The organism is Vibrio sp. 704 (assembly GCF_033339295.1).
Genome location: NZ_JAWOUH010000006.1, coordinates 85596 through 110736, shown reverse-complemented (window position 1 = coordinate 110736; position 25141 = coordinate 85596). Strand labels below are relative to the sequence as shown.

Genomic DNA, 25141 nt, shown 5'->3' with positions numbered 1-25141 from the left:
GTGTTGATCCGAGCAATGTGATTCTTTACTATATCGCGCCTTGAGATATGGCTTCGGCAATTAGTTGATGCGGTATCCCATTTTATTATTAATTGCGTGTGGTGTGCGGCTTAGATTCGTATAGCGACACGGCCTACTATTGAGGTTATCCCATGAAAGCTGGTATCCACCCAGAATACAAAGCAGTAAAAGCGACTTGTTCTTGCGGCAACTCTTTTGAGTTCAACTCTACTCTAGGTAAAGAGTCTATCCACCTAGACGTATGTGACAAGTGTCACCCATTCTACACTGGTAAGCAACGTATCGTTGATACAGGCGGCCGTGTTGATCGCTTCAACAAGCGTTTCGGTGCACTATCAAGCGGTAAGAAATAATAGCAGCCGCTATTACGATTACAGTTTAGAAAAGGACGCTTCGGCGTCCTTTTTGTTTTAATGGCTACCAAGCGAAGAGGAATGTATGGGGTTTGGAATATTCCCGATTATTTTTCACTCAGCGCTTGCAACCTAAAGTGTGATCTGTATAATGCAGCGCACTGGTTAAGCCAGTTGTGAACCAATGAGCAGTGAGGAGCGAGCAAATCTAAGGATTTGCGAGGTAATGTATACTCAGCTTATGTTCGCGGTTAATACAATTAGCTATCTTTTCTTCGGAAAAACTATCCTCAAAGGTGACTTTGGCATATAGGGATAGTTAATCGAAAATTAACTGACAATGCGTCCTAATCTTGGATGCTACGGTTTCACATAAATCAATCGGCATTCTCTCGTCTTGACGAGTTTGGGTGGCGATATTGTTTGTGTAATTTATTAAATTTGGAGCTCTGTCTCATGCAGAACCAACGTATCCGTATCCGCCTAAAAGCTTTCGATTACAAACTAATCGATGCTTCTACAGCGGAAATCGTTGAAACAGCTAAGCGCACTGGCGCACAGGTTCGTGGTCCAATCCCACTGCCAACTCGTAAAGAGCGTTTCACAGTTCTTATCTCTCCACACGTTAACAAGAAAGCACGTGACCAGTACGAAATCCGTACTCACAAGCGTCTAATCGACATCGTTGAGCCAACAGACAAGACTGTTGATGCTCTAATGCGTCTAGACCTTGCTGCGGGCGTTGACGTTCAAATTAGCCTAGGTTAAGGGAGATTAGAAGTATGATTGGTCTAATCGGTCGTAAAGTGGGCATGACCCGCGTATTTACTGAAGAAGGCGTTTCTATCCCAGTAACAGTTGTTGAGGTTGAAGCTAACCGTGTTTCTCAAGTGAAAACTCTTGAAACTGACGGCTACGCAGCAATCCAGGTTACAGCTGGTTCTAAGAAAGCTAACCGTGTAAACAAAGCTGAAGCAGGTCACTTTGCTAAAGCTGGCGTTGAAGCTGGTCGCGGTCTTTGGGAATTCCGTTTAGAAAACGGCGAAGAGTTCGAAGTTGGTTCAGAACTAACTGTTGAACTATTCAACGAAACTAAGAAAGTAGACGTTACTGGTACATCTAAGGGTAAAGGTTTCCAAGGCGCTGTTAAGCGTTGGAACTTCCGTACTCAAGATATGACTCACGGTAACTCATTGTCTCACCGTGCTCCTGGTTCTATCGGTCAATGTCAGACTCCAGGTCGCGTATTTAAAGGCAAGAAAATGGCAGGTCACATGGGTGCTGAGCGTGTAACGACTCAAAACCTAGAGATCGTACGTGTTGACGCTGAGCGCAACCTGCTTCTTATTAAAGGTGCAGTCCCAGGCGCAACTGGCGGCAACGTGATCGTTAAACCAGCTGTTAAAGCATAACGTCTCAGGAGTAAGTAATGGAACTAATGGTTAAAGGTGCCGATGCACTAACTGTTTCCGAAACTACTTTCGGACGTGAGTTTAACGAAGCTCTTGTACACCAAGTAGTTGTTGCGTACGCAGCAGGTGCTCGTCAAGGTACTCGTGCTCAAAAAACACGTTCAGAAGTTTCTGGCGGTGGCGCTAAGCCATGGCGTCAAAAAGGTACTGGCCGTGCGCGTGCTGGTACAATCCGTAGCCCAATCTGGCGTACAGGTGGTGTTACTTTTGCTGCGAAACCACAAGATCACAGCCAAAAAGTAAACAAAAAAATGTACCGTGGTGCTATGAAGAGCATTCTTTCTGAGCTTGTTCGTCAAGAGCGTCTAATCGTTGTTGATAACTTCTCAGTTGAAGCACCAAAGACTAAAGAGCTAGTTGCTAAGCTCAAAGAGCTTGAGCTAACTGACGCTCTAATCGTGACTAGCGAAGTAGATGAGAATCTATTCCTAGCTGCTCGTAACCTATACAAAGTTGACGCACGTGATGTTGCTGGTATCGATCCAGTATCTCTAATCGCGTTTGACAAAGTTGTAATGACTGCAGAAGCAGTTAAGCAAGTAGAGGAAATGCTAGCATGATCACTGAAGAGCGTATCCTAAAAGTTCTACGTGCACCGCACATCTCTGAAAAAGCAACTATGGCAGCTGAGAAAGCGAACACTATCGTTTTCAAAGTAGCTAAAGATGCGACTAAAAAAGAGATCAAAGCAGCTGTAGAAAAGCTATTTGAAGTTGAAGTTAAGTCTGTAAATACTCTTATCACTAAGGGTAAGACCAAACGTCAAGGTCTACGCCAAGGTCGCCGCAGCGACGTTAAGAAAGCGTACGTTACTTTGAAAGAAGGTCAAGATCTTGACTTCGTTGGCGGCGCGGAATAACAGGAGTAGTTAAAAATGGCTATTGTTAAATGTAAGCCGACTTCCCCTGGTCGTCGTCACGTTGTTAAAGTTGTTAACGCTGACCTACACAAGGGCAAGCCATACGCACCTCTTCTAGAGAAAAACTCTAAGAACGGTGGTCGTAACAACAAGGGTCGTATCACAGTACGTCACATCGGCGGTGGTCACAAGCACCACTACCGTGTAGTTGACTTCAAACGTACTAAAGATGGTATTCCAGCGACAGTTGAGCGTCTTGAATACGATCCAAACCGTAGCGCAAACATTGCTCTAGTTCTTTACAAAGACGGTGAGCGTCGCTACATCCTAGCACCTAAAGGTGTTGTAGCTGGTGATGTTATTCAGTCTGGTGTTGATGCACCAATCAAAGCTGGTAACACTCTACCAATGCGTAATATCCCAGTAGGTTCAACAGTACATAACGTTGAACTTAAGCCTGGTAAAGGTGGTCAGCTAGCTCGTTCGGCTGGTGCTTACGCTCAAATCGTTGCTCGCGACGGTGCGTACGTAACTATCCGTCTACGTTCTGGCGAGATGCGCAAAGTTCTTTCTGAAGGCCGTGCAACAATCGGTGAAGTTGGTAACTCTGAGCACATGCTACGTGAACTTGGTAAAGCAGGTGCATCACGTCATCGCGGTATCCGTCCAACGGTTCGTGGTGTTGTAATGAACCCGATTGACCACCCACATGGTGGTGGTGAAGGTCGTACTTCTGGTGGTCGTCACCCAGTATCTCCTTGGGGTATGCCTACTAAAGGCTTCAAGACTCGTAAGAACAAACGCACTGACAAGTACATCGTACGTCGTCGTAACAAGTAATCTATATAAAGAGGAATCGCCATGCCACGTTCTCTCAAGAAAGGTCCTTTTATTGACCTACACTTGCTGAAGAAGGTAGAGAAAGCGGTGGAAAGCGGAGACAAAAAGCCTATTAAGACTTGGTCCCGTCGTTCAATGATCATCCCTACGATGATCGGTTTGACCATCGCTGTCCATAATGGTCGTCAGCACGTACCAGTATTTGTAACTGATGAAATGATCGGTCACAAACTGGGTGAATTCGCACCAACACGTACTTACCGCGGTCACGCTGCGGATAAGAAAGCTAAGAAGCGCTAAGGAGTAGATAATGGAAGCAATTGCTAAACATAACTTTGCTCGCATTTCGCCTCAGAAAGCTCGCTTAGTTGCGGATCTAATCCGTGGTAAATCTGTTGACCAAGCTCTAGAAATCCTAACGTTCAGCAACAAAAAAGCTGCTGCACTAGTTAAGAAAGTTCTAGAGTCTGCTATCGCTAACGCGGAGCACAACGAAGGTGCAGATATTGACGATCTGAATGTCGCAAAAATCTTTGTAGATGAAGGCCCAACCATGAAGCGTATTATGCCTCGTGCTAAAGGTCGTGCGGATCGTATCTTGAAGCGTTCAAGCCACATCACTGTTGTTGTAGCAGATCGCTAGAGACTAGGAGAGTAAGCAATGGGTCAAAAAGTACATCCAAATGGTATTCGTCTAGGCATCGTTAAGCCTTGGAATGCTACATGGTTTGCTAACACCAAAGATTTCGCTGACAACCTAGACGGCGACTTCAAGGTACGTCAGTTCCTTACAAGTGAACTGAAAAAAGCGTCTCTATCACGTATCGTTATCGAGCGTCCTGCTAAGAGCATCCGTGTGACTATTCACACTGCTCGTCCAGGCGTTGTTATCGGTAAGAAAGGTGAAGACGTTGAGAAGCTACGCGCAGCTGTAGCTAAAATTGCAGGTGTACCAGCGCAAATTAACATCGCTGAAGTACGTAAGCCTGAACTAGATGCGCAACTTGTTGGTGACAGCATCGCGTCTCAGCTAGAGCGTCGTGTTATGTTCCGTCGTGCTATGAAGCGCGCAGTACAAAACGCTATGCGCCTAGGCGCTAAAGGTATCAAAGTGGAAGTAAGCGGTCGTCTAGGCGGCGCTGAAATCGCACGTTCAGAGTGGTACCGTGAAGGCCGTGTGCCTCTACACACTCTACGTGCTGACATTGATTACGCAACTTCTTCGGCTCACACTCAATACGGTGTGATCGGCATTAAAACTTGGATCTTCAAAGGTGAAATCCTAGGTGGTATGCCAGCAGCTAACGCTGTAGAGCCTAAAGGCGACAAGCCTAAGAAGCAGCGTAAAGGCCGTAAGTAAGGAGTCGACAGATGCTACAACCTAAACGTACTAAGTTCCGTAAGGTTCAGACTGGTCGTAACCGTGGTCTAGCTAAAGGTACTGATGTAAGCTTCGGCGAATTCGGTCTTAAAGCTGTTGGCCGTGGTCGTCTAACTGCTCGTCAAATCGAAGCGGCACGTCGTGCAATGACACGTCACGTTAAGCGTCAAGGTAAAATCTGGATCCGTGTGTTCCCAGACAAACCAATCACAGAAAAACCACTTGAAGTTCGTCAAGGTAAGGGTAAAGGTAACGTTGAGTACTGGGTAGCCCAAATCCAACCTGGTAAGGTTATGTACGAAATGGGTGGTGTACCTGAAGAATTGGCACGTGAAGCGTTCCGTCTTGCGGCACGTAAACTGCCTTTCAAAACTACATTTGTAACTAAGCAGGTGATGTGATGAAAGCACAAGATCTACGCGAGAAAAGCGTTGAAGAGCTTAACGCTGAGCTAATGAATTTGCTACGCGAACAGTTCAACTTGCGCATGCAAGCTGCGACTGGTCAACTACAGCAAACTCATACTCTGAAAGCTGTACGCCGTGATATCGCACGTGTGAAAACTGTTTTGACTGAGAAGGCAGGCGCATAATGAGCGAAGTAAAACGTACTCAACAAGGTCGTGTTGTTAGCGACAAGATGGACAAGTCTATCACTGTTGCTATCGAACGTTTCGTAAAACACCCAATCTACGGTAAATACGTAAAACGTACGACTAAAGTACACGCACATGACGAGAACAACGAGTGTGGCCTAGGCGACACAGTTGAAATCGCAGAGTGTCGTCCACTGTCTAAGACTAAGTCTTGGACTTTGGTAAAAGTTCTAGAAAAGGCGAAGATTTAATCTCGTTAATTCTATGAAACTAAAGCGGCTCCAAAATATTTTTGGAGCCGTTTATTTTTTGACTACCCAATCACAAAAAAGGGTGGTACAATTCGCGTCCCTTTTAAAGAGGCAGCCCGACCCGTGATGGGTCTAGTTATTAATATTTAGCGGAGCACTAACATGATCCAAATGCAAAGTATGCTGGACGCAGCTGATAACTCAGGCGCACGCAGCGTAATGTGTATTAAGGTTCTGGGTGGCTCTCACCGCCGTTATGCACATATCGGTGACGTCATCAAAGTTACTGTGAAGGAAGCAATCCCTCGCGGTAAAGTTAAAAAAGGTGATGTTCTGAAGGCGGTGGTAGTGCGCACCCGTAAAGGCGTACGTCGTCCTGACGGTTCTGTCATTCGCTTCGACCGAAATGCTTGCGTATTGCTAAACGACAATACTGAGCAACCAATCGGTACACGTATCTTTGGTCCTGTGACACGCGAACTTCGTGGCGATAAGTTCATGAAGATCGTTTCACTGGCTCCAGAAGTTCTGTAAGGAGCACGTAGAAATGGCAGCTAAAATCCGTCGTAATGACGAAGTAATCGTTCTTGCTGGTAAAGACAAAGGCAAGAAAGGTAAAGTAACTAAGGTTCTAGCAACTGGTAAAGTTATCGTTGAAGGTATCAACCTAGTTAAGAAACATCAGAAACCTGTTCCAGCTATGGGTATCCAAGGCGGTATCGTAGAGCAAGAAGCAGCTATCGACGTTTCTAACGTGGCTATCTTTAACGCAGCTACTGGTAAAGCTGACCGTATCGGTTTCCGTTTTGAAGACGGCAAAAAAGTTCGTTTCTTCAAGTCTAACGGCGAAACCGTTTCTAACTAATAGAAGTAATTTGGAGTTCTACTATGGCGAAACTGCATGATTACTACAAGTCGTCTGTAGTCGCTGAACTGACCAAACAGTTCGGTTACACAAGCGTCATGCAAGTCCCTAGAATCGAGAAAATCACCCTAAACATGGGTGTTGGTGAAGCAATCAACGATAAGAAACTGCTAGAAAATGCAGCGTCTGATATGGCAACGATCTCTGGTCAAAAGCCACTTATCACAAAAGCGCGCAAATCTGTTGCAGGTTTCAAAATCCGTGAAGGCTACCCTATCGGTTGTAAAGTAACCTTGCGTGGCGAACGTATGTGGGATTTTCTTGAGCGTTTAATTAACATCGCTCTTCCACGTGTACGTGACTTCCGTGGTGTTAGCGCTAAGTCTTTTGACGGTCGCGGTAACTACAGCATGGGCGTTCGCGAGCAAATCATCTTCCCGGAAATCGACTTTGATAAAGTTGATCGAGTACGCGGTCTAGACATCACTATTACGACGTCTGCTGGTACTGATGAGGAAGGCCGTGCTCTGCTGGCTGCCTTTAACTTCCCATTCCGTAAGTAAGGTGAAGGGTTACTGTTATGGCTAAAAATTCAATGAAAGCACGTGAAGCAAAACGTGCGAAGCTAGTAGCTAAGTTCGCTGAAAAGCGTGCAGCGCTAAAAGCTATCATCAGCGATGTAAACGCATCTGAAGAAGATCGTTGGAACGCGGTTCTTACACTGCAATCTCTTCCACGTGATTCAAGTGCATCACGTCAGCGCAACCGTTGCAACCAAACTGGTCGTCCACACGGTTACCTACGTAAGTTCGGTCTAAGCCGTATTAAGGTTCGTGAAGCTTGCATGAAAGGCGAGATTCCGGGTCTTCGTAAGGCTAGCTGGTAATTGCCACTTAATCATTTGGAGTAAATCATATGAGCATGCAAGATCCGATTTCGGATATGCTGACCCGCGTTCGTAACGGTCAGGCAGCAAACAAAGTTGCTGTAAAAATGCCTTCTTCAAAGCTTAAAGTTGCAATTGCTGCACTACTAAAAGCTGAAGGTTACATCGTTGACTTCGCTGTTGAAGGCGAAGCAAAACCTGAGCTAGAAGTTACACTTAAGTACTTCCAAGCTAAACCAGTAATCGAGCAACTTAAACGTGTTTCTCGTCCAGGTCTACGTGTTTACAAGAAGAAAGATGAACTTCCTTCTGTAATGGGTGGTCTTGGTATTGCTATCGTTTCTACTTCCAAGGGTCTTATGTCAGACCGCGCTGCACGTAAAGCAGGTCTTGGTGGTGAAATCATCGCTTACGTAGCTTAATAAGGAGTAGACTATGTCTCGTGTTGCAAAAGCACCTGTCGCTATTCCAGCTGGCGTAGAGGTGAAACTAAACGGCCAAGAAATCACTGTAAAAGGTGCGAAAGGCGAACTAACTCGCGTTCTTAACAACGCAGTTGTAATCGCTCAGGAAGAAAATAACCTGACTTTCGGTCCTAAAGAAGGTGTTGCTAACGCATGGGCTCAAGCAGGTACTGCTCGCGCTCTAGTTAACAACATGGTTGTTGGTGTTACTGAAGGCTTTACTAAGAAGCTAACTCTTAAAGGTGTAGGTTACCGTGCTGCTATCAAAGGCAACGCTGTAGGTCTAACACTAGGCTTCTCACACCCAGTTGAGCACGAGTTGCCAGCGGGTATTAAAGCTGAATGTCCAAGCCAAACTGAAATCGTGATCACTGGTGCTGACAAGCAACTAGTTGGTCAAGTTGCGGCTGACATTCGTTCTTACCGTGAGCCTGAGCCATACAAAGGCAAAGGTGTTCGTTACGCAGATGAAAATGTGCGTACTAAAGAAGCTAAGAAGAAGTAAGGTAACACTATGGATAAGAAAGCATCTCGCATCCGTCGTGCTACACGTGCACGTCGTAAGATTGCAGAACTGGGTGCGACTCGCCTAGTTGTACACCGTACTCCTCGTCACGTGTACGCACAGGTTATCGCGGCTAACGGCTCTGAGGTTATCGCAGCAGCTTCTACTGTAGAAAAAGCGATCCGTGAGCAAGTGAAATACACTGGTAACGTTGATGCAGCTAAAGCAGTGGGTAAAGCTATTGCTGAGCGCGCTCTAGAGAAGGGCGTAACTGCAGTTGCATTTGATCGTTCTGGTTTCCAATACCACGGTCGAGTAGCGGCGCTAGCAGAATCTGCTCGCGAAGCTGGTCTGAAATTCTAAGGTAGGGTTGGAAGATGGCTAAAGAACAACAAGTTCAAGCGAATGATTTGCAAGAAAAGCTAATCGCAGTTAACCGTGTTTCTAAAACGGTTAAAGGTGGTCGAATCATGAGCTTCACTGCACTAACAGTAGTTGGTGACGGTAACGGTCGTGTAGGTTTCGGTTACGGCAAAGCTCGTGAAGTACCTGCAGCGATTCAAAAAGCAATGGAAAAAGCGCGTCGTAACATGACTACGATCGCTCTAAACGAAGGCACTCTTCACCACCCAGTGAAAGGTCGCCATTCGGGCTCTAAAGTTTACATGCAGCCTGCTGCAGAAGGTACTGGTGTTATCGCAGGTGGTGCGATGCGTGCAGTACTAGAAGTTGCTGGTGTACACAACGTACTATCTAAAGCGTACGGTTCTACGAACCCTATCAACATCGTTCGTGCAACGATCGATGCACTAGGTAGCATGAAGTCACCAGAAATGGTTGCTGCTAAACGTGGTCTAACTGTTGAATCTATTTCGGAGTAAGAACACCATGGCAACTATTAAAGTAACTCAAACTAAAAGCTCAATTGGTCGTCTGCCAAAGCACAAAGCTACTTTGCGCGGTCTAGGTCTTCGTAAAATCAACCACACAGTAGAACTTGAAGATACTCCGTGTATTCGCGGTATGATCAACAAGGTTTACTACATGGTTAAAGTTGAGGAGTAATCAGAATGCGTTTGAATACTCTAGCACCGGCTGCTGGCGCGAAAACTTCTGCGAAGCGAGTAGGTCGTGGTATCGGTTCAGGCCTAGGTAAAACTGGTGGCCGTGGTCACAAAGGTCAAAAATCACGTTCTGGCGGCAGTGTTCGTCCAGGTTTCGAAGGCGGTCAGATGCCTCTGAAACAACGTCTACCAAAATTCGGTTTCACTTCTCGTAAGAGCCTAGTGTCTGCTGAAGTTCGTCTAGCTGAGCTAGCGAAAGTTTCTGGTGACGTAGTTGATCTAAACAGTCTTAAAGCTGCTAACATCATCACTAAGAACATCGAATTTGTAAAAGTTGTTCTTTCTGGTGAAATCAACAAAGCAGTGACTGTTAAAGGTCTACGTGTGACTAAAGGCGCTAAAGCTGCAATCGAAGCTGCAGGCGGTAAAATCGAGGAATAATCTCGAGGAACGAGGTACAGATGGCTAAGAAACCAGGACAAGATTTTCGTAGTGCTCAGAGCGGCTTAAGTGAACTAAAGTCGCGCTTGTTATTCGTAATTGGTGCACTTTTAGTATTCCGAGCCGGCTCTTTTGTGCCGATTCCTGGTATTGACGCTGCTGTACTTGCCGATTTGTTCGAACAGCAAAAAGGTACCATCGTTGAAATGTTTAACATGTTCTCCGGTGGTGCTCTTGAGCGTGCATCTATATTAGCATTGGGCATCATGCCGTATATTTCGGCATCTATTGTTGTCCAATTGCTAACTGTAGTTCATCCAGCGTTAGCTGAACTCAAAAAAGAGGGTGAAGCAGGCCGTCGTAAGATAAGCCAATACACACGCTACGGCACGCTTGTACTTGCAACCTTCCAAGCTATAGGTATTGCAACTGGCCTACCAAACATGGTCGACAATCTGGTTGTTATCAACCAAACCATGTTTACGCTAATTGCTACCGTAAGTTTAGTAACCGGTACCATGTTCTTGATGTGGTTAGGTGAACAAATTACAGAGCGCGGAATTGGTAACGGTATTTCGATACTGATTTTTGCAGGTATTGTTGCTGGATTGCCTTCTGCAATCGGTCAAACAATCGAGCAAGCGCGTCAAGGTGAATTGCATGTACTTCTTCTGTTGCTAATCGCGGTATTAGCTTTTGCAGTAATTTACTTCGTTGTTTTCATGGAACGTGGTCAACGCCGAATCGTCGTTAACTATGCGAAACGTCAACAAGGTCGTAAAGTATTTGCTGCGCAAAGCTCGCACTTGCCTCTTAAAATTAACATGGCAGGTGTAATTCCAGCGATTTTTGCATCAAGTATTATCTTGTTCCCAGGAACATTGGCTCAGTGGTTTGGTCAAAACGGTGAGAGCAGCGCGTTCGGTTGGTTAACTGACGTGTCTTTGGCTCTTAGCCCAGGTCAACCGTTGTATGTAATGCTTTATGCAGCAGCAATTATCTTCTTCTGTTTCTTCTACACGGCGTTGGTTTTCAACCCGCGTGAAACAGCAGATAACTTGAAGAAGTCTGGTGCATTCGTACCCGGTATCCGCCCAGGTGAGCAGACAGCGAAATACATTGATAAAGTAATGACACGTTTAACCCTTGCTGGTGCACTGTACATTACCTTTATCTGTCTGATTCCCGAGTTCATGATGGTCGCGTGGAACGTACGTTTCTACTTCGGCGGTACATCGCTACTAATCGTAGTTGTTGTAATTATGGACTTTATGGCACAGGTACAGACTCATCTGATGTCTCAACAGTATGATTCTGTGTTGAAGAAAGCGAATCTGAAAGGCTACGGCCGTTAATCCGGCGGTAGACTCAGTTTCATTTACGGAGTTTAGCAATGAAAGTTCGTGCTTCCGTTAAAAAAATCTGCCGTAACTGTAAAGTAATCAAGCGTAACGGTGTCGTTCGCGTGATTTGCAGTGAGCCAAAGCACAAACAGCGCCAAGGCTAATTAGCAGAAATTTTTACTTGAAAATGAAGGTTGGGTCGAGTATATTCCTCGGCCTACCTTTTGCGTGCAAAAGAAGTAGTATTCCGCAGCGTATCCATAACGGGCTTTGCTGCGGCTAATTCTTTTATAGAAACACTTAGGAGTGAATAATGGCCCGTATAGCAGGCATTAACATTCCTGATCAGAAACATGCAGTAATCGCTCTAACAGCGATCTACGGCATCGGTAAAACTCGCTCTCAAGCTATCCTAGCTGAAGTGGGTATTGCTGAAAATGTTAAGATCAGTGAACTAACTGAAGAGCAGATCGATCAACTGCGTGATGGTGTAGCTAAGTACACTGTAGAAGGTGATCTACGTCGTGAAGTATCTATGAACATCAAGCGTCTTATGGACCTTGGCTGTTACCGTGGTCTTCGTCATCGTCGCAGTCTACCACTACGTGGACAGCGTACTAAAACCAACGCTCGCACCCGTAAGGGTCCGCGTAAGCCGATCAAGAAATAATCGGGAAGGTAGAGTACAATGGCTAAACAACCAACTCGCGCTCGTAAGCGCGTACGCAAGCAAGTTGCAGATGGCGTTGCGCACATCCATGCTTCTTTCAATAACACAATCGTAACCATTACTGACCGTCAAGGTAACGCTCTTGCATGGGCTACTGCAGGTGGTTCTGGTTTCCGTGGTTCTCGTAAGTCTACTCCGTTCGCTGCACAGGTTGCTGCTGAGCGTTGTGCTGAAATGGCTAAAGAATACGGCCTAAAGAACTTGGAAGTTATGGTTAAGGGTCCTGGTCCAGGTCGCGAATCTACTGTTCGTGCACTAAACGCCGCTGGTTTCCGCATCACAAACATCGTTGATGCTACACCAATCCCTCATAACGGTTGTCGTCCACCTAAGAAACGTCGCGTATAACGTTTCTAGGACAATTGGAGAAGAATCATGGCAAGATATTTGGGTCCTAAGCTGAAGCTTAGCCGTCGTGAAGGCACTGACTTATTCCTTAAGTCTGGTGTTCGCGCGATCGATACCAAGTGTAAAATTGATAACGCACCAGGTGTACACGGCGCTCGTCGCGGTCGTCTATCTGAGTATGGCGTTCAGCTTCGTGAGAAGCAAAAAGTACGTCGTATGTACGGCGTTCTAGAAAAACAATTCCGTAACTACTACAAAGAAGCTGCTCGCCTAAAAGGCAACACTGGTGAAAACCTACTTCAGCTTCTTGAAGGTCGTCTTGATAACGTAGTTTACCGCATGGGCTTTGGCGCAACTCGCGCAGAAGCACGTCAGCTAGTTAGCCACAAAGCTATCCTAGTAAACGGTAAAGTTGTAAACGTTCCTTCTTTCAAAGTAGCGGCTAATGACGTTGTTTCTATTCGCGAGAAAGCTAAACAGCAAGCTCGTATCAAAGCAGCTCTAGAAGTTGCTGAACAACGTGAAAAACCAACTTGGATTGAAGTAGATGGTGGCAAGATGGAAGGTACATTCAAGCGTATGCCTGAACGTTCTGATCTATCAGCTGACATCAACGAACAATTGATCGTCGAGCTTTACTCTAAGTAAGGTTTAAACTAAAGAGAGGACACAATGCAGGGTTCTGTAACAGAATTTCTTAAGCCACGTCTAGTTGACATCGAACAAATCAGCTCGACTCACGCAAAAGTAACTCTTGAGCCATTAGAGCGTGGCTTTGGTCATACTCTGGGTAATGCACTTCGCCGCATCCTTCTATCTTCTATGCCAGGTTGTGCTGTAACAGAAGTAGAAATTGAAGGCGTACTTCATGAGTACAGCACGAAAGAAGGCGTTCAAGAAGATATTCTTGAAATTCTTCTAAACCTTAAAGGTTTGGCTGTGCGCGTTGCCGAAGGCAAAGATGAAGTGTTCATTACTTTGAACAAATCAGGCTCGGGCCCTGTGGTTGCAGGTGACATCACCCATGATGGTGATGTAGAGATCGCTAACCCTGAACACGTAATTTGTCACCTGACGGATGACAACGCTGAGATCGCAATGCGTATCAAAGTTGAACGTGGTCGTGGTTATGTTCCAGCTTCTGCGCGTATCCATAACGAAGAAGACGAGCGTCCTATCGGTCGCCTACTAGTAGATGCTACTTACAGCCCAGTAGACAAAATTGCCTACGCTGTAGAAGCAGCTCGTGTAGAACAGCGTACTGATCTAGACAAGCTTGTTATCGATATGGAAACAAACGGTACTCTAGAACCTGAGGAAGCAATCCGTCGTGCAGCTACAATCCTAGCTGAACAATTGGATGCATTCGTAGATCTTCGTGATGTACGAGTTCCTGAGGAGAAGGAAGAGAAGCCAGAATTCGATCCGATCCTACTGCGTCCTGTAGACGATCTTGAACTAACAGTTCGCTCTGCTAACTGTTTGAAAGCAGAAGCGATTCACTACATCGGTGATCTAGTACAACGTACTGAGGTTGAGCTACTTAAAACGCCTAACCTTGGTAAAAAATCTCTTACTGAGATTAAAGACGTACTTGCGTCACGTGGTCTGTCTCTGGGCATGCGCCTAGAAAACTGGCCACCTGCATCAATCGCTGAAGATTAATCGATACTAGTTAGAAGGATTAGGTCATGCGCCATCGTAAGAGTGGTCGTCAACTCAACCGCAACAGCTCACATCGCAAAGCGATGTTCAGCAACATGGCTAGCTCTCTAGTACGTCATGAAGTTATCAAGACTACTTTGCCAAAAGCAAAAGAGCTACGTCGCGTAGTTGAGCCTTTGATTACACTAGCTAAGACTGACAGTGTTGCTAACCGTCGTCTAGCATTTGCACGTACTCGTGACAACGAAGTAGTTGCAAAACTATTTAACGAACTAGGTCCACGTTTTGCTGCTCGTCAGGGCGGTTACACTCGTATCCTAAAAGCTGGCTTCCGTGCTGGTGATAAAGCTCCAATGGCTTACATTGAGCTTGTAGATCGCCCAGCTGCTGAAGAAGCTGCTGAGTAATCAGTTCGTAAGAACGAGAAAGCCGAGCATTAGCTCGGCTTTTTTGTATCTGTAATTCAGTAAACCTTTATATCCAGCCTGCATTTATTTCAACCCATGCAGACTGGCAATTTAAAAAGTGACTATCACTTGCGCTTATTTACTAGTATTCCACAACCCGCCCAACGAACTTAGAAGCCCTTCGCTAGCGCCTTGCTTGTTCAAGTAATCCAAGATTACTGGAGCAAACTGACTGATCATAGATGGGTCTAAACCTAACGTATCGAATGCACTTTTTACTGCACTGATATTCTCAATATTTCCTAGTAAGCTTTGTGCTCCTTGCAAGTTTGAAAGTCCAGGAATCAAAGACTGTAACTCACTACTATTTTCTTGCGAAAGCTGGCTTTGAGCCAAAGCGAGTAGTGCACCACTGCCTCCGGCTGCTTGCTCAGTGGATACTGGTAATTGGCTAGTTAGCATGTCTGTTAATGGAGACGACTCGGTGTTCAAGCTGCTGCCGACCATGTCCATCAGGCCACTTTCTTTACTTTTTTGAGTGACTGAATCTAAGAATGCGTGCGCACTACCAATGTTGATTGATAGGAGTGCTAGAGTTAGGAGTGTTTTACGCATAGTACCTCCAAAGGTTGAGCGTTTTTTAAAAGTGATTTTATTTTTAAAGGCTATCAGAGTGAAAGGTTCAGAGGTGAGAAAGTCTATTCAGTTTAGACAAAAAAACGGCGCTAGTGCGCCGTTTTATTTAATCATAATTGAAAATGGTTTCAATTAGATAATATCTAATAGTTCTACTTCGAAAACTAAAGCTGCAAATGGAGGGATAGCCGCACCAGCGCCACGCTCACCGTACGCAAGATCTTGTGGTACGTATAGCTTCCACTTAGAGCCAACAGGCATTAGTTGTAGTGCCTCTACCCAACCTTTGATTACACCTGTAACAGGGAATTCAGCAGGTTGACCGCGAGATACAGAGCTATCGAATACAGTACCGTCAGTTAGCTCACCGTGGTAGTGAACGCGAACTGAGCTTTCTGCTGTAGGAACTGCACCAGTACCTTCAGAAATGATTTCGTACTGAAGACCAGAGTCTAGAACGTTAACTTCAGGTCGTAGAGCGTTGTCTTTTAGGAACGCTTCGCCTTCTGCTGCCGCAATTTTTGCTGCTTCTTGGCGAGCTGTTTCTGCACGAGTGTGAAGTTCTTGTAGTGCTTTGTTGATTTCATCAATTTCGATTGATGGCATGTCACCAGTTAGTGCTGTTGCAATACCTGCTGCGATAGCATCAACGCTAAGACCTTCAAGACCAGAGCCTGCAAGTTGCTGACCCATTTGCAGACCAATGCCGTAGCTTGCTTTTTGTTCTGCAGTTTCAAATTTAATTTCAGACATGAATGTCGCTCTTATTAGGAGTGATAAAGGTAACAGGATATCAGTTTCGAGCTTAGGTTTAAATGATTGCGACTGAATGCTTAATTGAGGCGGCCAGGTTGTGACTTATCTCTTACTCCAAGTGAAATTTCTGCTAATTTAATCCCAATTCCATTTTAGTTTGGTGAAAAACATATACTCTCCGCGTCGGTATTTTTATACTGACCGTAGAAGTATTAAGGGACTCATTACAATGAATCGTCGCAGAAAGAAAAAGCAGCAAGTCGACTATGTCGAATTGGTTAAACAAAAATTCGCTGCTATCGACTGGAAGCAGCCGTTCAACAAAGAGCAATGGTTGGAGCGTATACAGCCTGTTAAGCAGTTTTGGTTGCGTCTGCCTAAATTTCATCAGCGTGCTTTGATGGTCTTAGTGCCATTGATTCTGGTACTCCTTGTTATTCCTTTGCCAAATAAAACAGATCAACCAGTTGAGCAGACTGAGGTCGATCATCAACGCGTAGCGATTGAGCTGAACGCGCAGAGTTTAAGCCAGCAGAGAACCTCTCAGAACTCTGGACCGAAATCTGAAGATTGGAAAGAGTACACGGTTAAAAATGGTGATACATTAGCGCAGGTTTTCAGAAGTAATCAGCTCTCTATGGCGGATCTTAGCGCTCTGGTCAAAATAGAAGGCAGTGATAAGCCGCTAAGCCAAATAAAGCAGGGACAGTTGATTCGCTTTAAGCTTAGTGACGAAGGCGAGTTAGATATGCTACAGCTGGAAAAAAGCGGGCGGTCCGTTATGTTTTTCCGTTTGTCGGATGGGACCTTTGGGCGTAACAAGTAAACGCTTCAAATGAAAAGACGCGAATATATCGCGTCTTTTTAGTTAGTTTTTTAATTCGATTAGTTTTCATAGTAACCAATCGAATTGAAACTTATAGCGCTACGGACTCTTTCCGCATATCCACATGAGGGATACCATCTTCAAGATAGCACTCTGAGATAACCTTGAATCCATGACTAGCATAAAACTGGATGAGGTGTTCTTGAGCACCTATATCTATTGTCTGTCCTGGCCATAATGTTTCGCATTGTGCCAAGGCCTTGTCCAATAACTTATGACCTAAGCCACCGCCTCGCGCGGTCTGCTTTGTCACCACTCGACCAATACTCACATTGTCATACGTAGTGCCTGCGGGCAGTAATCTTGCGCAAGCAACCAGTTCATCACCGTGATAGCCTATTAGATGATAAACGCCTTCCAGTGTGTCCTTACCATCAAGTTCAGGGTAAGGGCAGGTTTGTTCAACAACGAATACATCCACACGCAATTTCATCATTTCATACAGCTGTGTGGTTGTTAGCTGAGCAAAGGGCAAAGTAATCCAAGTGAGCATGTTGTTATCCGTAATGAGAATAGAGTGACTGACTTTACTTTGTTTTGAGCTCATACTCATTAACAAAGGTTAATTAGCACTGGTTTTCCCACCAAATCTGGTGATAATGTGCCCTCTTTCCATCTCACCTGAGGATATCCCCGTGAGCAAACAAACATTCGATCAAGTTGGGCTGAACCCAGCGTTACTCGCCACACTTGATTCCCTGAACTATACCCACATGACGCCAATTCAAGCTTTGAGCTTGCCTGCAATCCTAAAACATCGTGATGTCATCGGGCAGGGTAAAACGGGCTCAGGTAAAACCGCTGCATTTGGTTTAGGGGTTTTATCGAACCTCAACGTCAAACGCTTTCGTGTCCAGTCATTAGTATTGTGTCCAACACGTGAGCTTGCAGATCAAGTAGCGAAGGAAATTCGTACTTTAGGTCGCGGCATTCATAATATTAAAGTGCTTACTCTCTGCGGTGGGATGCCAATGGGGCCACAAATTGGTTCGTTAGAGCATGGTGCGCATATCCTAGTTGGTACTCCTGGTCGTATTTTGGATCACCTTGAGAAAGGCCGAATTGATCTTAGCGAACTGAATACCTTGGTGCTAGATGAAGCTGATCGCATGTTGGACATGGGTTTCCAAGACGCATTAGATGCGATTATTGATGCAGCGCCAAAGCAGCGTCAAACTCTACTTTTCAGTGCTACTTTTCCAGAAAAAATTGAGCAAATTGCGCAGCGTATAATGCAGACACCGGAAGTGATTAAGGTGGAATCGACGCATGATACCTCAAGCATTGCGCAGTACTTCTATAAAGTTGAAGGCTCGGAAGCACGTGATGAAGCGTTGGCGAATTTGCTGCTGACTCACCAGCCAGAGTCCGCGGTGGTTTTTTGTAATACCAAAAAAGAAGTTCAAAGTGTCGCAGATGAGTTGCATCACAAAGGATTCAGCGTTATCGATATCCATGGGGACTTAGAGCAGCGTGAACGCGACCAAGCATTGGTGCAGTTTGCTAACAAGAGTGTGTCTATCCTTGTTGCAACAGACGTTGCGGCGCGTGGTTTGGACGTTGATAATCTTGATGCTGTGTTTAACTTTGAGCTATCGCGCGATCCTGAGGTTCATGTGCACCGTATTGGTCGTACAGGTCGTGCGGGTAGTAAAGGTTTAGCGTTCAGCTTTTTTGGTGAGAAAGACGGTTTACGTGTAGCTCGTATTGAAGAATACCTAGAGATGGACGTGGTACCAGCAACATTGCCTGCCAAATCAAATCAGCAGCCATACCAAGCGAAGATGGTGACGATTAACATTGATGGCGGTAAGAAACAGAAAGTACGACCGGGTGATATCTTAGGTTGTTTGACAGGAAAAAATGGTATTCCAGGCTCTCAAGTCGGAAAGATCCACCTATTCCCTGTACGCGCTTATGTTGCCGTCGAAAAGTCTGTGGCTAAAAAGGCTCTACAGACCATTAGTAACGGCAAGATGAAAGGGCGCCAATTCCGGGCGCGAATTCTTAACTAGCTCAAATAGCAGAGAAAAAGCTCTTCGTTTGAAGAGCTTTTTCTTTTTTGAGTTTATTTGAGAGTGTGATCTTTGGTTAAGCGTGCTTTGATTCGACTCAAACTGATTGGCGTAATGCCCAGGTAGGCCGCAACTTGACTATCGGTAATACGTTGCTTTAAATCTGGGTAATGAGCGCAAAATAATTGATATCGTTCTTCTGGAGAGTGGAGCAACATAAAGCGTTCTTTATTCTCTTTATTAACCAGTTGGTTTTCGAGTAGCTTTAAGTAAATGGCGTGCTTTTCTGCTCGCCAGTGATGCAACGTTTCAATTGGCAAGCAAAATAGCTGACAAGCGCTCAGCGTTTCCAATAAGTAAGGCGAAGGTTGGTCCTTTATTATGCTCTCAAACCCGATAACCCAGTCCTTCTCCCAATAAAATTCTTTACTGAATTCTTTGCCGTGCTCCGTGAGATAGCTTGCGTGGCATAACCCCTCAATGATGAAGTAAAGGTGTGAGCTAAACTCCCCTTGGTGATTAAGAATGTGGCGTGTAGGCAGTTCGAGTAACTCACCATTTTCAATAAGTTGGTTTGCTTCTGTCTCTAAAAAGCCATGTTTGACTAAGTCTGAAAAAAGATCGCTGTGCATGTGATAACTCGGAAACGGTTTTCTTTATTTTAACGGGTTTTATTGATAACAAAAAAGCGGCTCATGAGAGCCGCTTAGTGTTGTTGTCAAATCAACCTTATTTATTCAGATCGATTTGATAAATTGCGAAACCAATGTCGTCTGTTGACACGCGTTTCATTGGGTATTGTCCTTTCTCTTTGATGAACTGCGCCGCTTTATCGCTAGGGGATGTTTCGAAACGAATATCTAGCTTGTTATCGGACTTAATCGGTGCGAAAGACCAGTTGTTGTCAGCGCTTGGTGTCACTTCTCCTTTTTCTTCACTCACGCGAGAAATATAAGTGGCGACGACAGAGCGGTTTTCATCTGGTGCGTCAAATGCAATGAAATCTGGGCCTGTACCAGGGAAAGTATTGCTATAAGCACGGTAGTTATTGGTTGCGATGATGAAATCTTGCTTCGGATTGACAGGCTTACCATTGAACGTCAGATTCACAATGCGCTGAGAAGCTGGATTAATCACTTTACAATCCGCATCGTACTTCGGCGGTTGGGTAACGTCGATTTGGTAGTTAACCCCATCAATAACATCGAAGTTGTAAGTACGGAAATTATCCCAATCAATCAAAGATTGCGGTTTAGGATTGTTGATGTCGATGTGGTTGAATTGACCCGCACTGCACTCTAGCCATTCGCGAACTTCTTTACCTTTCACTTTCATCGCAACCAAGGTGTTTGGGTATAAGTAAAGATCGGCCGCATTACGGAAGGTGAGCTGACCGGATTCTACTTCTGTAAAGTTATTCGGATCGTTCTTACGACCGCCGACTTTAAATGGTGCTGCCGCACTCAGTACTGGAATGTCAGAAAGGTCTGGGTCGCCTTGAATAAAGCGTTCTACGTAGTCTTTCTGAGCAAGGTTAACGATTTGAATGGTGGGGTCGTCCTGCACTAATGCCAAGAAGCTGTACATGACATCATTTGCTTTGCCGATTGGTTGGTTTACAAATTCACGAGTGCCTTTGTGATCTTCTTCTAACGCTTTCACAATATCTTCATCGGCTTTAGCTAATGACTTCTTATTTACTTTATCGAAGATAGGGCGTGCTTCTGCTTGGCCTTCGACGACTTGCCATCTGCCGTCTTTCTCTTTCAGCATCAAATCCATCACACCTACGTGACTTCCCCAGCGACCCGGCATCACGGACGTTACACCATTGATGGTCCCTTTATCTATATCAACACCAGGTAGGTTTGCGAAGTCTTTCCCTGGGAAGACTGCGTGAGAGTGGCCAAAAGCAATTGCATCAATACCTTCAACTTCTGTGAGGTAGTAAACAGAGTTTTCAGCGCCTAGCTTGTATGGATCAGTAGAAATGCCCGAGTGTGGAATCGCCACAATCACGTCTGCGCCTTCTTTCTTCATTTGAGGAATCAGTTTCTCTGCTGTTTCCTTAATGTCTTTAGCAAAGACTTTGCCTTCTAAGTTCTTCTTATCCCACACCATAATTTGTGGTGGTACAAAGCCGATGTAACCCACTTTTATTTGATGCGCTTCGCCGTTTGTGTCTTTAAAAGTATGAGTTTTGATGAGGTAAGGCTTGAAGTAATGCTCACCGGTTTGTTTATCAAATACGTTTGCGTTGATGTAAGGGAAGTTTGCCCCCTTCAACGTCTTTTGTAGAAAATCTAAGCCATAGTTGAACTCATGATTGCCAATATTGCCCACATCGTAGTCTAGCTGGTTCATCGCTTTGTAGACTGGGTGCACGTCGCCGGGATTAATCCCCTTTGCCGCCATGTAATCGCCCATTGGGCTGCCCTGAATTAAATCACCGTTATCTACTAGTACCGTGTTTTCTGCCTCGGACTTAGCTTGTTTCACTATTGTTGCTGCGCGACTTAAACCGATTTGCTGTGATGGTTGGTCTTTGTAGTAATCGTAATCCATCACGTTGGTGTGAATGTCGGTGGTTTCGATAATACGAAGCTTGATGGTATCGGCCATTGCTGGGCCAGCAAGCGTTAGCATGCCACTTAATACTGCGAGGGAAATAGGATGAACTGCCACTTTCATTTGGTGCTCCAATTCAATGATAAGGGGAAATCGTACTGCGTAATGTATCAAACACAGATGCAACTCGATGATAAAGATACAGAAAACTGTGAACATTAATCAGTTTACTGAACCTTATTCATATTAACCGCCGACTTTTTCACGCTTTTGAATGAGACCAAACAAAAACTTCTTAGCAGATTTTTGAATAAAAAATGAAATTTTAGAATTTCAGGTAATATAAACGCCCCGCCATAATGCTTGCATAACGATATCAATGGACGATGAGCAAGCACATGGCAACGAACGATTCAGTCACTTCTTTTCCTAAACCAAAGCCCCGGTTAGTTTCTGACAACCCAGTCGCTGGTGTTACTCGTTTTGCAAAGCAATCGCTACAGCCTGGTGAAGTCGCCTTAGTAGGTGCAGGACCAGGCGATCCTGAACTTCTGACGGTGAAAGCACTGAACTGCTTGCAGCAAGCTGATGTGGTTTTGTACGACTACTTGGTGTCTGAAGAAATCATGGCATTGATTCCAAGCGATACGATTTTGGTGTGCGTTGGGAAGCGAGCTGGGCATCACAGTGTGCCGCAGGAGAAGACGAATCAGCTTTTGGTGGATTTTGCCAAGCAGGGCTACAAAGTAGTGCGCATTAAAGGTGGGGATCCGTTTGTATTCGGTCGTGGTGGTGAAGAGTTAGAAGTGCTTGCTGATGCCGGCGTTCGTTTTCAAGTTGTCCCTGGCATTACCGCAGCAGCTGGCGCAACCGCTTATGCTGGTATTCCACTGACTCATCGTGATTATGCGCAATCGGCCATCTTTGTGACTGGCCACTTGAAAGAAGAAAGTGATGAGATGGATTGGTCCACTTTGGCGCGTGGGAATCAGACTTTAGTGATCTACATGGGGCTGATGAAATCACACTATATTCAGAATCAACTCATTAAGCATGGTCGTTCAGCGTCGACTCCGATTGCCATTATTGAGCGTGGCACGCAGATTCAACAAAAAGTATTTACGGGAGAACTCTCCCAACTCTCTGATTTATCGAAGGAAGCACAGTCGCCATCTTTGATTGTTGTCGGAGAGGTAGTGCGACTGTCTCAAAAGTTAGACTGGTTTTTGTCTAGTACTGAATTCAACAAAAGTGCTATTGCCAACTCCATATAATTTCAGACCAAAGATTAGAGACGTAATGCGCCTTCAAGCTTAAAAAGGAAATACAAAACATGGACCAACAACGTTTAACTCACCTTAAACAACTCGAAGCGGAGAGTATCCACATCATCCGTGAAGTTGCGGCTGAGTTTGATAACCCAGTCATGATGTATTCGATTGGTAAAGACTCATCAGTGATGCTGCACCTTGCGCGTAAAGCTTTTTACCCAGGTAAGATTCCATTTCCATTGCTGCATGTTGACACCGATTGGAAGTTCCGCGAGATGATTGAATTTCGTGATCGCACCGCGGCCAAATACGGTTTTGAGCTTTTGGTACATAAGAATCCAGAAGGTCTAGCCATGGGCTGTAGTCCGTTTGTTCATGGTTCTTCTAAGCACACTGACATCATGAAGACTCAAGGCTTAAAACAAGCGCTGAACAAGTACGGTTTTGATGCGGCCTTTGGTGGTGCGCGCCGCGACGAAGAGAAATCACGGGCGAAAGAGCGCGTGTATTCATTCCGCGATAAGAACCATACATGGGACCCTAAAAACCAACGTCCTGAGCTATGGAAGACGTACAACGGTCAGGTTAATAAGGGTGAGAGCATTCGTGTATTCCCGCTGTCTAACTGGACTGAGCTTGATATCTGGCAATACATCTATTTAGAAAACATCGAGATCGTGCCGCTTTACCTCGCGGACAAACGCCCAGTTGTTGAACGCGATGGCATGCTGATCATGGTTGATGATGATCGTATGGAGCTTCAACCGGGTGAAGTGATTGAAGAGAAGAGTGTGCGCTTCCGTACCCTTGGTTGTTATCCATTGACCGGGGCCATCGAGTCTGAAGCAAACACTTTAACTGGCATTATCGAAGAGATGCTGGTGGCAACGTCGAGTGAGCGCCAAGGCCGAGCGATCGACCACGATCAGTCAGGATCGATGGAGCTTAAGAAACGTCAAGGTTACTTCTAAAGGATCTAAGGAAAGATAATGAACAGTGCAGTTGAAGCTCAATTAGCCGAGCTTGGTATCGAAGGCTATTTAACACAACACCAGTACAAGTCGTTACTTAGATTCTTGACTTGTGGCTCGGTGGATGACGGTAAAAGTACATTAATCGGTCGCTTACTCCATGACTCAAAACAAATTTATGAAGATCAGCTAGCAGCAGTGCACTCAGACAGCCAACGTGTGGGTACCACGGGTGAAAAGCCCGACCTTGCGTTGTTGGTCGATGGCTTACAAGCTGAGCGTGAGCAGGGGATCACGATTGATGTGGCTTACCGCTATTTCTCGACGCAGAAACGTAAATTCATCATTGCAGATACCCCTGGACACGAGCAGTACACACGTAACATGGCTACAGGTGCATCGACATGTGACTTAGCTGTGATTCTGGTTGATGCACGTAAGGGCATTCTCGATCAAACTCGTCGTCATTCTTTCATTTCCAACCTGTTGGGTTTGAAGCACTTTGTTGTGGCGATCAACAAGATGGACTTAGTGGATTACTCCCAAGAGCGCTTTGAAGAGATCCGCGACGAGTATTTGAAGTTCTCTGAGAATCTGACAGGGGATATTGATATTCAAATCATCCCGATCTCAGCGCTTGAAGGGGACAATGTGGTGGATAAAGGCCAAAACCTGACTTGGTTTAAAGGCCCATCATTGCTTGAGCTTCTTGAAACGGTCGATGTGGATCAAGAAAAAGGCGCGGGTGAATTCCGCTTCCCTGTGCAATACGTTAATCGTCCTAACCTCGATTTCCGTGGTTTTGCGGGGACCATTTCTTCTGGTTCGATCAAAGTCGGTGATGCCATTAAAGCATTGCCATCGGGTAAAACGTCAACTGTGGCTCGTATTGTGACCTTTGATGGTGATATCGAAGAAGCTCGTGCCGGATTAGCTGTCACTCTGACGCTAAGCGATGAGATCGATATTAGCCGTGGCGATTTGATTGTTCTAGATAATGCTCAAGTGGAAACCACAAACCATTTGCTTGCCGATGTGGTATGGATGACAGAGCACCCCCTGCAACCGGGTCGTGACTATGACATCAAAATCGCAGGTAAGAAAACCGTAGGTCATGTTGAAGCGATTCGTCATCAATATGACATTAATAATCTCTCGACTCATAGCTCGGCAGAGCTGCCATTGAATGGTATTGGTTTGTGTGAATGGTCTCTTAATGAGTCAGTCGCGCTGGACAATTATCAAGACTGTGCAGATACCGGTGGCTTTATCATTATCGATCGTCTGACAAACGTGACGGTTGGTGCTGGCATGGTTAAAGAGAGCCTCGCCGTGGTTGAGCGCGATTTGACGGGCATCTCTGCGTTTGAAGTTGAGCTTAATGCGCTTGTCCGTAAACACTTCCCACACTGGGAAGCAAAAGACGTCAGCCAGTTTCTGAAAAAGTAACTGGCTTACCCAAGTACGATAATTTCAGGCTCTGTCTGCTGTTGTACTTGGGGCGTCGCTACCTAACTGAATTGCGAAATGTCGTTAGGTATTCTCCTA

At 45.3% G+C, this 25141-nt stretch carries 39 protein-coding genes; 34 read left to right on the top strand and 5 right to left on the bottom strand.

Annotated features, from left to right (window positions below):
- Window positions 1-152 precede the first annotated feature (152 nt).
- The 29 genes from rpmE to rplQ all read left to right on the top strand — a co-directional run bounded on the left by rpmE (window position 153) and on the right by rplQ (window position 14490).
- The gene (gene rpmE, locus R7R24_RS11215) at window positions 153-374 is read left to right on the top strand and encodes a 50S ribosomal protein L31 (RefSeq protein ID WP_005379546.1); all 222 of its coding nucleotides are present in this window, start codon (window positions 153-155) and stop codon (window positions 372-374) included.
- A gap of 456 nt (window positions 375-830) precedes the next feature.
- A complete protein-coding gene (rpsJ, locus tag R7R24_RS11210) occupies window positions 831-1142 on the top strand; it encodes a 30S ribosomal protein S10 (RefSeq protein ID WP_004410492.1) in 312 nt (103 codons plus the stop codon).
- A 14-nt stretch (window positions 1143-1156) separates the two neighbouring features.
- A complete protein-coding gene (rplC, locus tag R7R24_RS11205) occupies window positions 1157-1786 on the top strand; it encodes a 50S ribosomal protein L3 (RefSeq protein ID WP_005379555.1) in 630 nt (209 codons plus the stop codon).
- Between the two features lie 17 nt (window positions 1787-1803).
- Window positions 1804-2406, top strand: coding sequence for a 50S ribosomal protein L4 (gene rplD / locus R7R24_RS11200; RefSeq protein WP_005379556.1), 603 nt, complete (start codon window positions 1804-1806; stop codon window positions 2404-2406).
- A complete protein-coding gene (gene rplW, locus R7R24_RS11195; RefSeq protein WP_004398471.1) occupies window positions 2403-2705 on the top strand; it encodes a 50S ribosomal protein L23 in 303 nt (100 codons plus the stop codon). Before rplD ends, rplW begins: the two co-directional genes overlap by 4 nt.
- 15 nt (window positions 2706-2720) lie before the next feature.
- Window positions 2721-3545, top strand: coding sequence for a 50S ribosomal protein L2 (gene rplB / locus R7R24_RS11190; RefSeq protein WP_005383168.1), 825 nt, complete (start codon window positions 2721-2723; stop codon window positions 3543-3545).
- Window positions 3546-3566: 21 nt separating this feature from the next.
- Window positions 3567-3845, top strand: coding sequence for a 30S ribosomal protein S19 (gene rpsS, locus R7R24_RS11185; protein ID WP_004394525.1), 279 nt, complete (start codon window positions 3567-3569; stop codon window positions 3843-3845).
- A 10-nt stretch (window positions 3846-3855) separates the two neighbouring features.
- Window positions 3856-4188 (top strand): 50S ribosomal protein L22, encoded by a 333-nt coding sequence (gene rplV, locus R7R24_RS11180; protein WP_005383164.1) that lies wholly within the window; start codon window positions 3856-3858, stop codon window positions 4186-4188.
- A gap of 18 nt (window positions 4189-4206) precedes the next feature.
- Entirely contained in the window at window positions 4207-4905 is a 699-nt protein-coding gene (gene rpsC / locus R7R24_RS11175) for a 30S ribosomal protein S3 (RefSeq protein WP_005383161.1), read from the top strand.
- 11 nt (window positions 4906-4916) lie between these two features.
- Entirely contained in the window at window positions 4917-5327 is a 411-nt protein-coding gene (gene rplP / locus R7R24_RS11170) for a 50S ribosomal protein L16 (protein ID WP_005379577.1), read from the top strand.
- A complete protein-coding gene (gene rpmC, locus R7R24_RS11165) occupies window positions 5327-5518 on the top strand; it encodes a 50S ribosomal protein L29 (RefSeq protein ID WP_005379576.1) in 192 nt (63 codons plus the stop codon). The genes rplP and rpmC overlap by 1 nt, the downstream gene beginning before the upstream one ends.
- Complete coding sequence (gene rpsQ, locus R7R24_RS11160) at window positions 5518-5772, top strand: 30S ribosomal protein S17 (protein ID WP_005379575.1); 255 nt, start codon at window positions 5518-5520, stop codon at window positions 5770-5772. The genes rpmC and rpsQ overlap by 1 nt, the downstream gene beginning before the upstream one ends.
- Before the next feature lie 162 nt (window positions 5773-5934).
- Window positions 5935-6306 carry a 50S ribosomal protein L14 gene (gene rplN / locus R7R24_RS11155; protein WP_004410450.1) on the top strand — a complete coding sequence of 124 codons (372 nt, stop codon included), beginning with the start codon at window positions 5935-5937 and terminating at the stop codon, window positions 6304-6306.
- A 13-nt stretch (window positions 6307-6319) separates the two neighbouring features.
- Complete coding sequence (gene rplX / locus R7R24_RS11150; protein WP_005379574.1) at window positions 6320-6637, top strand: 50S ribosomal protein L24; 318 nt, start codon at window positions 6320-6322, stop codon at window positions 6635-6637.
- Window positions 6638-6660: 23 nt separating this feature from the next.
- Window positions 6661-7200, top strand: coding sequence for a 50S ribosomal protein L5 (gene rplE / locus R7R24_RS11145; RefSeq protein ID WP_005379573.1), 540 nt, complete (start codon window positions 6661-6663; stop codon window positions 7198-7200).
- A 17-nt stretch (window positions 7201-7217) separates the two neighbouring features.
- Entirely contained in the window at window positions 7218-7523 is a 306-nt protein-coding gene (gene rpsN, locus R7R24_RS11140) for a 30S ribosomal protein S14 (RefSeq protein WP_004410442.1), read from the top strand.
- Window positions 7524-7552: 29 nt separating this feature from the next.
- Window positions 7553-7945, top strand: coding sequence for a 30S ribosomal protein S8 (rpsH, locus tag R7R24_RS11135; RefSeq protein WP_005379572.1), 393 nt, complete (start codon window positions 7553-7555; stop codon window positions 7943-7945).
- Window positions 7946-7958: 13 nt separating this feature from the next.
- A complete protein-coding gene (gene rplF, locus R7R24_RS11130; RefSeq protein ID WP_005379570.1) occupies window positions 7959-8492 on the top strand; it encodes a 50S ribosomal protein L6 in 534 nt (177 codons plus the stop codon).
- Between the two features lie 9 nt (window positions 8493-8501).
- Window positions 8502-8855, top strand: coding sequence for a 50S ribosomal protein L18 (rplR, locus tag R7R24_RS11125; protein ID WP_005379568.1), 354 nt, complete (start codon window positions 8502-8504; stop codon window positions 8853-8855).
- A gap of 14 nt (window positions 8856-8869) precedes the next feature.
- Window positions 8870-9373: a 30S ribosomal protein S5 gene (rpsE, locus tag R7R24_RS11120; RefSeq protein ID WP_004745894.1), complete on the top strand. Its 504-nt coding sequence runs from the start codon at window positions 8870-8872 to the stop codon at window positions 9371-9373.
- 7 nt (window positions 9374-9380) lie between these two features.
- A complete protein-coding gene (rpmD, locus tag R7R24_RS11115; protein ID WP_005379565.1) occupies window positions 9381-9557 on the top strand; it encodes a 50S ribosomal protein L30 in 177 nt (58 codons plus the stop codon).
- 5 nt (window positions 9558-9562) lie between these two features.
- Window positions 9563-9997, top strand: coding sequence for a 50S ribosomal protein L15 (gene rplO / locus R7R24_RS11110; protein WP_005383155.1), 435 nt, complete (start codon window positions 9563-9565; stop codon window positions 9995-9997).
- A gap of 20 nt (window positions 9998-10017) precedes the next feature.
- Complete coding sequence (gene secY, locus R7R24_RS11105; protein ID WP_005379562.1) at window positions 10018-11352, top strand: preprotein translocase subunit SecY; 1335 nt, start codon at window positions 10018-10020, stop codon at window positions 11350-11352.
- Between the two features lie 38 nt (window positions 11353-11390).
- Window positions 11391-11504 carry a 50S ribosomal protein L36 gene (rpmJ, locus tag R7R24_RS11100; RefSeq protein WP_000868186.1) on the top strand — a complete coding sequence of 38 codons (114 nt, stop codon included), beginning with the start codon at window positions 11391-11393 and terminating at the stop codon, window positions 11502-11504.
- Between the two features lie 149 nt (window positions 11505-11653).
- Window positions 11654-12010 carry a 30S ribosomal protein S13 gene (rpsM, locus tag R7R24_RS11095; RefSeq protein ID WP_005383154.1) on the top strand — a complete coding sequence of 119 codons (357 nt, stop codon included), beginning with the start codon at window positions 11654-11656 and terminating at the stop codon, window positions 12008-12010.
- 18 nt (window positions 12011-12028) lie between these two features.
- Window positions 12029-12418, top strand: coding sequence for a 30S ribosomal protein S11 (gene rpsK, locus R7R24_RS11090; RefSeq protein ID WP_001118870.1), 390 nt, complete (start codon window positions 12029-12031; stop codon window positions 12416-12418).
- Between the two features lie 27 nt (window positions 12419-12445).
- Window positions 12446-13066: a 30S ribosomal protein S4 gene (rpsD, locus tag R7R24_RS11085; RefSeq protein WP_005383146.1), complete on the top strand. Its 621-nt coding sequence runs from the start codon at window positions 12446-12448 to the stop codon at window positions 13064-13066.
- Window positions 13067-13090: 24 nt separating this feature from the next.
- Complete coding sequence (locus R7R24_RS11080) at window positions 13091-14083, top strand: DNA-directed RNA polymerase subunit alpha (protein ID WP_005383143.1); 993 nt, start codon at window positions 13091-13093, stop codon at window positions 14081-14083.
- Between the two features lie 26 nt (window positions 14084-14109).
- Window positions 14110-14490 carry a 50S ribosomal protein L17 gene (gene rplQ / locus R7R24_RS11075; protein ID WP_005383141.1) on the top strand — a complete coding sequence of 127 codons (381 nt, stop codon included), beginning with the start codon at window positions 14110-14112 and terminating at the stop codon, window positions 14488-14490.
- A gap of 135 nt (window positions 14491-14625) precedes the next feature.
- Here the strand turns inward: rplQ and R7R24_RS11070 are convergent, their stop codons facing one another.
- Together R7R24_RS11070 and R7R24_RS11065 are read right to left on the bottom strand one after the other, a co-directional pair.
- A complete protein-coding gene (locus R7R24_RS11070) occupies window positions 14626-15105 on the bottom strand; it encodes a DUF2780 domain-containing protein (protein WP_017820297.1) in 480 nt (159 codons plus the stop codon).
- Window positions 15106-15258: 153 nt separating this feature from the next.
- The gene (locus R7R24_RS11065; protein WP_005383137.1) at window positions 15259-15879 is read right to left on the bottom strand and encodes an FKBP-type peptidyl-prolyl cis-trans isomerase; all 621 of its coding nucleotides are present in this window, start codon (window positions 15877-15879) and stop codon (window positions 15259-15261) included.
- A gap of 232 nt (window positions 15880-16111) precedes the next feature.
- Between R7R24_RS11065 and R7R24_RS11060 the strand changes: the two genes are divergently transcribed.
- Window positions 16112-16708 carry a LysM-like peptidoglycan-binding domain-containing protein gene (locus R7R24_RS11060; RefSeq protein ID WP_017820296.1) on the top strand — a complete coding sequence of 199 codons (597 nt, stop codon included), beginning with the start codon at window positions 16112-16114 and terminating at the stop codon, window positions 16706-16708.
- Window positions 16709-16799: 91 nt separating this feature from the next.
- Here the strand turns inward: R7R24_RS11060 and R7R24_RS11055 are convergent, their stop codons facing one another.
- Window positions 16800-17261: a GNAT family N-acetyltransferase gene (locus tag R7R24_RS11055; protein WP_017820295.1), complete on the bottom strand. Its 462-nt coding sequence runs from the start codon at window positions 17259-17261 to the stop codon at window positions 16800-16802.
- A 142-nt stretch (window positions 17262-17403) separates the two neighbouring features.
- On the opposite strand from R7R24_RS11055, the gene dbpA reads away from it, so the two are divergent.
- The gene (dbpA, locus tag R7R24_RS11050; RefSeq protein ID WP_054579273.1) at window positions 17404-18783 is read left to right on the top strand and encodes an ATP-dependent RNA helicase DbpA; all 1380 of its coding nucleotides are present in this window, start codon (window positions 17404-17406) and stop codon (window positions 18781-18783) included.
- A gap of 53 nt (window positions 18784-18836) precedes the next feature.
- On the opposite strand, the gene R7R24_RS11045 is transcribed toward dbpA, so the two are convergent.
- Entirely contained in the window at window positions 18837-19415 is a 579-nt protein-coding gene (locus R7R24_RS11045; RefSeq protein ID WP_054579272.1) for a Crp/Fnr family transcriptional regulator, read from the bottom strand.
- A gap of 97 nt (window positions 19416-19512) precedes the next feature.
- Window positions 19513-21474 carry a 2',3'-cyclic-nucleotide 2'-phosphodiesterase gene (cpdB, locus tag R7R24_RS11040; RefSeq protein WP_054579271.1) on the bottom strand — a complete coding sequence of 654 codons (1962 nt, stop codon included), beginning with the start codon at window positions 21472-21474 and terminating at the stop codon, window positions 19513-19515.
- 275 nt (window positions 21475-21749) lie between these two features.
- Between cpdB and cobA the strand changes: the two genes are divergently transcribed.
- From cobA to cysN, 3 genes are read left to right on the top strand one after another with little or no spacing between them, the layout of a single operon-like run.
- Window positions 21750-22625 (top strand): uroporphyrinogen-III C-methyltransferase, encoded by an 876-nt coding sequence (cobA, locus tag R7R24_RS11035; protein ID WP_031780800.1) that lies wholly within the window; start codon window positions 21750-21752, stop codon window positions 22623-22625.
- A 59-nt stretch (window positions 22626-22684) separates the two neighbouring features.
- Complete coding sequence (gene cysD / locus R7R24_RS11030; RefSeq protein ID WP_005379592.1) at window positions 22685-23593, top strand: sulfate adenylyltransferase subunit CysD; 909 nt, start codon at window positions 22685-22687, stop codon at window positions 23591-23593.
- Window positions 23594-23611: 18 nt separating this feature from the next.
- Window positions 23612-25042: a sulfate adenylyltransferase subunit CysN gene (cysN, locus tag R7R24_RS11025; protein ID WP_047101905.1), complete on the top strand. Its 1431-nt coding sequence runs from the start codon at window positions 23612-23614 to the stop codon at window positions 25040-25042.
- Window positions 25043-25141 lie beyond the last annotated feature (99 nt).

Excerpts from the sequence above, each read along its gene's own strand:
- rpmE (WP_005379546.1), top strand. The coding sequence starts at position 153 with ATGAAAGCTGGTATCCACCCAGAATACAAAGCAGTAAAAGCGACTTGT.
- rpsJ (WP_004410492.1), top strand. The coding sequence starts at position 831 with ATGCAGAACCAACGTATCCGTATCCGCCTAAAAGCTTTCGATTACAAA.
- rplC (WP_005379555.1), top strand. The coding sequence starts at position 1,157 with ATGATTGGTCTAATCGGTCGTAAAGTGGGCATGACCCGCGTATTTACT.
- rplD (WP_005379556.1), top strand. The coding sequence starts at position 1,804 with ATGGAACTAATGGTTAAAGGTGCCGATGCACTAACTGTTTCCGAAACT.
- rplW (WP_004398471.1), top strand. The coding sequence starts at position 2,403 with ATGATCACTGAAGAGCGTATCCTAAAAGTTCTACGTGCACCGCACATC.
- rplB (WP_005383168.1), top strand. The coding sequence starts at position 2,721 with ATGGCTATTGTTAAATGTAAGCCGACTTCCCCTGGTCGTCGTCACGTT.
- rpsS (WP_004394525.1), top strand. The coding sequence starts at position 3,567 with ATGCCACGTTCTCTCAAGAAAGGTCCTTTTATTGACCTACACTTGCTG.
- rplV (WP_005383164.1), top strand. The coding sequence starts at position 3,856 with ATGGAAGCAATTGCTAAACATAACTTTGCTCGCATTTCGCCTCAGAAA.
- rpsC (WP_005383161.1), top strand. The coding sequence starts at position 4,207 with ATGGGTCAAAAAGTACATCCAAATGGTATTCGTCTAGGCATCGTTAAG.
- rplP (WP_005379577.1), top strand. The coding sequence starts at position 4,917 with ATGCTACAACCTAAACGTACTAAGTTCCGTAAGGTTCAGACTGGTCGT.
- rpmC (WP_005379576.1), top strand. The coding sequence starts at position 5,327 with ATGAAAGCACAAGATCTACGCGAGAAAAGCGTTGAAGAGCTTAACGCT.
- rpsQ (WP_005379575.1), top strand. The coding sequence starts at position 5,518 with ATGAGCGAAGTAAAACGTACTCAACAAGGTCGTGTTGTTAGCGACAAG.
- rplN (WP_004410450.1), top strand. The coding sequence starts at position 5,935 with ATGATCCAAATGCAAAGTATGCTGGACGCAGCTGATAACTCAGGCGCA.
- rplX (WP_005379574.1), top strand. The coding sequence starts at position 6,320 with ATGGCAGCTAAAATCCGTCGTAATGACGAAGTAATCGTTCTTGCTGGT.
- rplE (WP_005379573.1), top strand. The coding sequence starts at position 6,661 with ATGGCGAAACTGCATGATTACTACAAGTCGTCTGTAGTCGCTGAACTG.
- rpsN (WP_004410442.1), top strand. The coding sequence starts at position 7,218 with ATGGCTAAAAATTCAATGAAAGCACGTGAAGCAAAACGTGCGAAGCTA.
- rpsH (WP_005379572.1), top strand. The coding sequence starts at position 7,553 with ATGAGCATGCAAGATCCGATTTCGGATATGCTGACCCGCGTTCGTAAC.
- rplF (WP_005379570.1), top strand. The coding sequence starts at position 7,959 with ATGTCTCGTGTTGCAAAAGCACCTGTCGCTATTCCAGCTGGCGTAGAG.
- rplR (WP_005379568.1), top strand. The coding sequence starts at position 8,502 with ATGGATAAGAAAGCATCTCGCATCCGTCGTGCTACACGTGCACGTCGT.
- rpsE (WP_004745894.1), top strand. The coding sequence starts at position 8,870 with ATGGCTAAAGAACAACAAGTTCAAGCGAATGATTTGCAAGAAAAGCTA.
- rpmD (WP_005379565.1), top strand. The coding sequence starts at position 9,381 with ATGGCAACTATTAAAGTAACTCAAACTAAAAGCTCAATTGGTCGTCTG.
- rplO (WP_005383155.1), top strand. The coding sequence starts at position 9,563 with ATGCGTTTGAATACTCTAGCACCGGCTGCTGGCGCGAAAACTTCTGCG.
- secY (WP_005379562.1), top strand. The coding sequence starts at position 10,018 with ATGGCTAAGAAACCAGGACAAGATTTTCGTAGTGCTCAGAGCGGCTTA.
- rpmJ (WP_000868186.1), top strand. The coding sequence starts at position 11,391 with ATGAAAGTTCGTGCTTCCGTTAAAAAAATCTGCCGTAACTGTAAAGTA.
- rpsM (WP_005383154.1), top strand. The coding sequence starts at position 11,654 with ATGGCCCGTATAGCAGGCATTAACATTCCTGATCAGAAACATGCAGTA.
- rpsK (WP_001118870.1), top strand. The coding sequence starts at position 12,029 with ATGGCTAAACAACCAACTCGCGCTCGTAAGCGCGTACGCAAGCAAGTT.
- rpsD (WP_005383146.1), top strand. The coding sequence starts at position 12,446 with ATGGCAAGATATTTGGGTCCTAAGCTGAAGCTTAGCCGTCGTGAAGGC.
- R7R24_RS11080 (WP_005383143.1), top strand. The coding sequence starts at position 13,091 with ATGCAGGGTTCTGTAACAGAATTTCTTAAGCCACGTCTAGTTGACATC.
- rplQ (WP_005383141.1), top strand. The coding sequence starts at position 14,110 with ATGCGCCATCGTAAGAGTGGTCGTCAACTCAACCGCAACAGCTCACAT.
- R7R24_RS11070 (WP_017820297.1), bottom strand. The coding sequence starts at position 15,105 with ATGCGTAAAACACTCCTAACTCTAGCACTCCTATCAATCAACATTGGT.
- R7R24_RS11065 (WP_005383137.1), bottom strand. The coding sequence starts at position 15,879 with ATGTCTGAAATTAAATTTGAAACTGCAGAACAAAAAGCAAGCTACGGC.
- R7R24_RS11060 (WP_017820296.1), top strand. The coding sequence starts at position 16,112 with ATGAATCGTCGCAGAAAGAAAAAGCAGCAAGTCGACTATGTCGAATTG.
- R7R24_RS11055 (WP_017820295.1), bottom strand. The coding sequence starts at position 17,261 with ATGCTCACTTGGATTACTTTGCCCTTTGCTCAGCTAACAACCACACAG.
- R7R24_RS11045 (WP_054579272.1), bottom strand. The coding sequence starts at position 19,415 with ATGCACAGCGATCTTTTTTCAGACTTAGTCAAACATGGCTTTTTAGAG.
- cpdB (WP_054579271.1), bottom strand. The coding sequence starts at position 21,474 with ATGAAAGTGGCAGTTCATCCTATTTCCCTCGCAGTATTAAGTGGCATG.
- cobA (WP_031780800.1), top strand. The coding sequence starts at position 21,750 with ATGGCAACGAACGATTCAGTCACTTCTTTTCCTAAACCAAAGCCCCGG.
- cysD (WP_005379592.1), top strand. The coding sequence starts at position 22,685 with ATGGACCAACAACGTTTAACTCACCTTAAACAACTCGAAGCGGAGAGT.
- cysN (WP_047101905.1), top strand. The coding sequence starts at position 23,612 with ATGAACAGTGCAGTTGAAGCTCAATTAGCCGAGCTTGGTATCGAAGGC.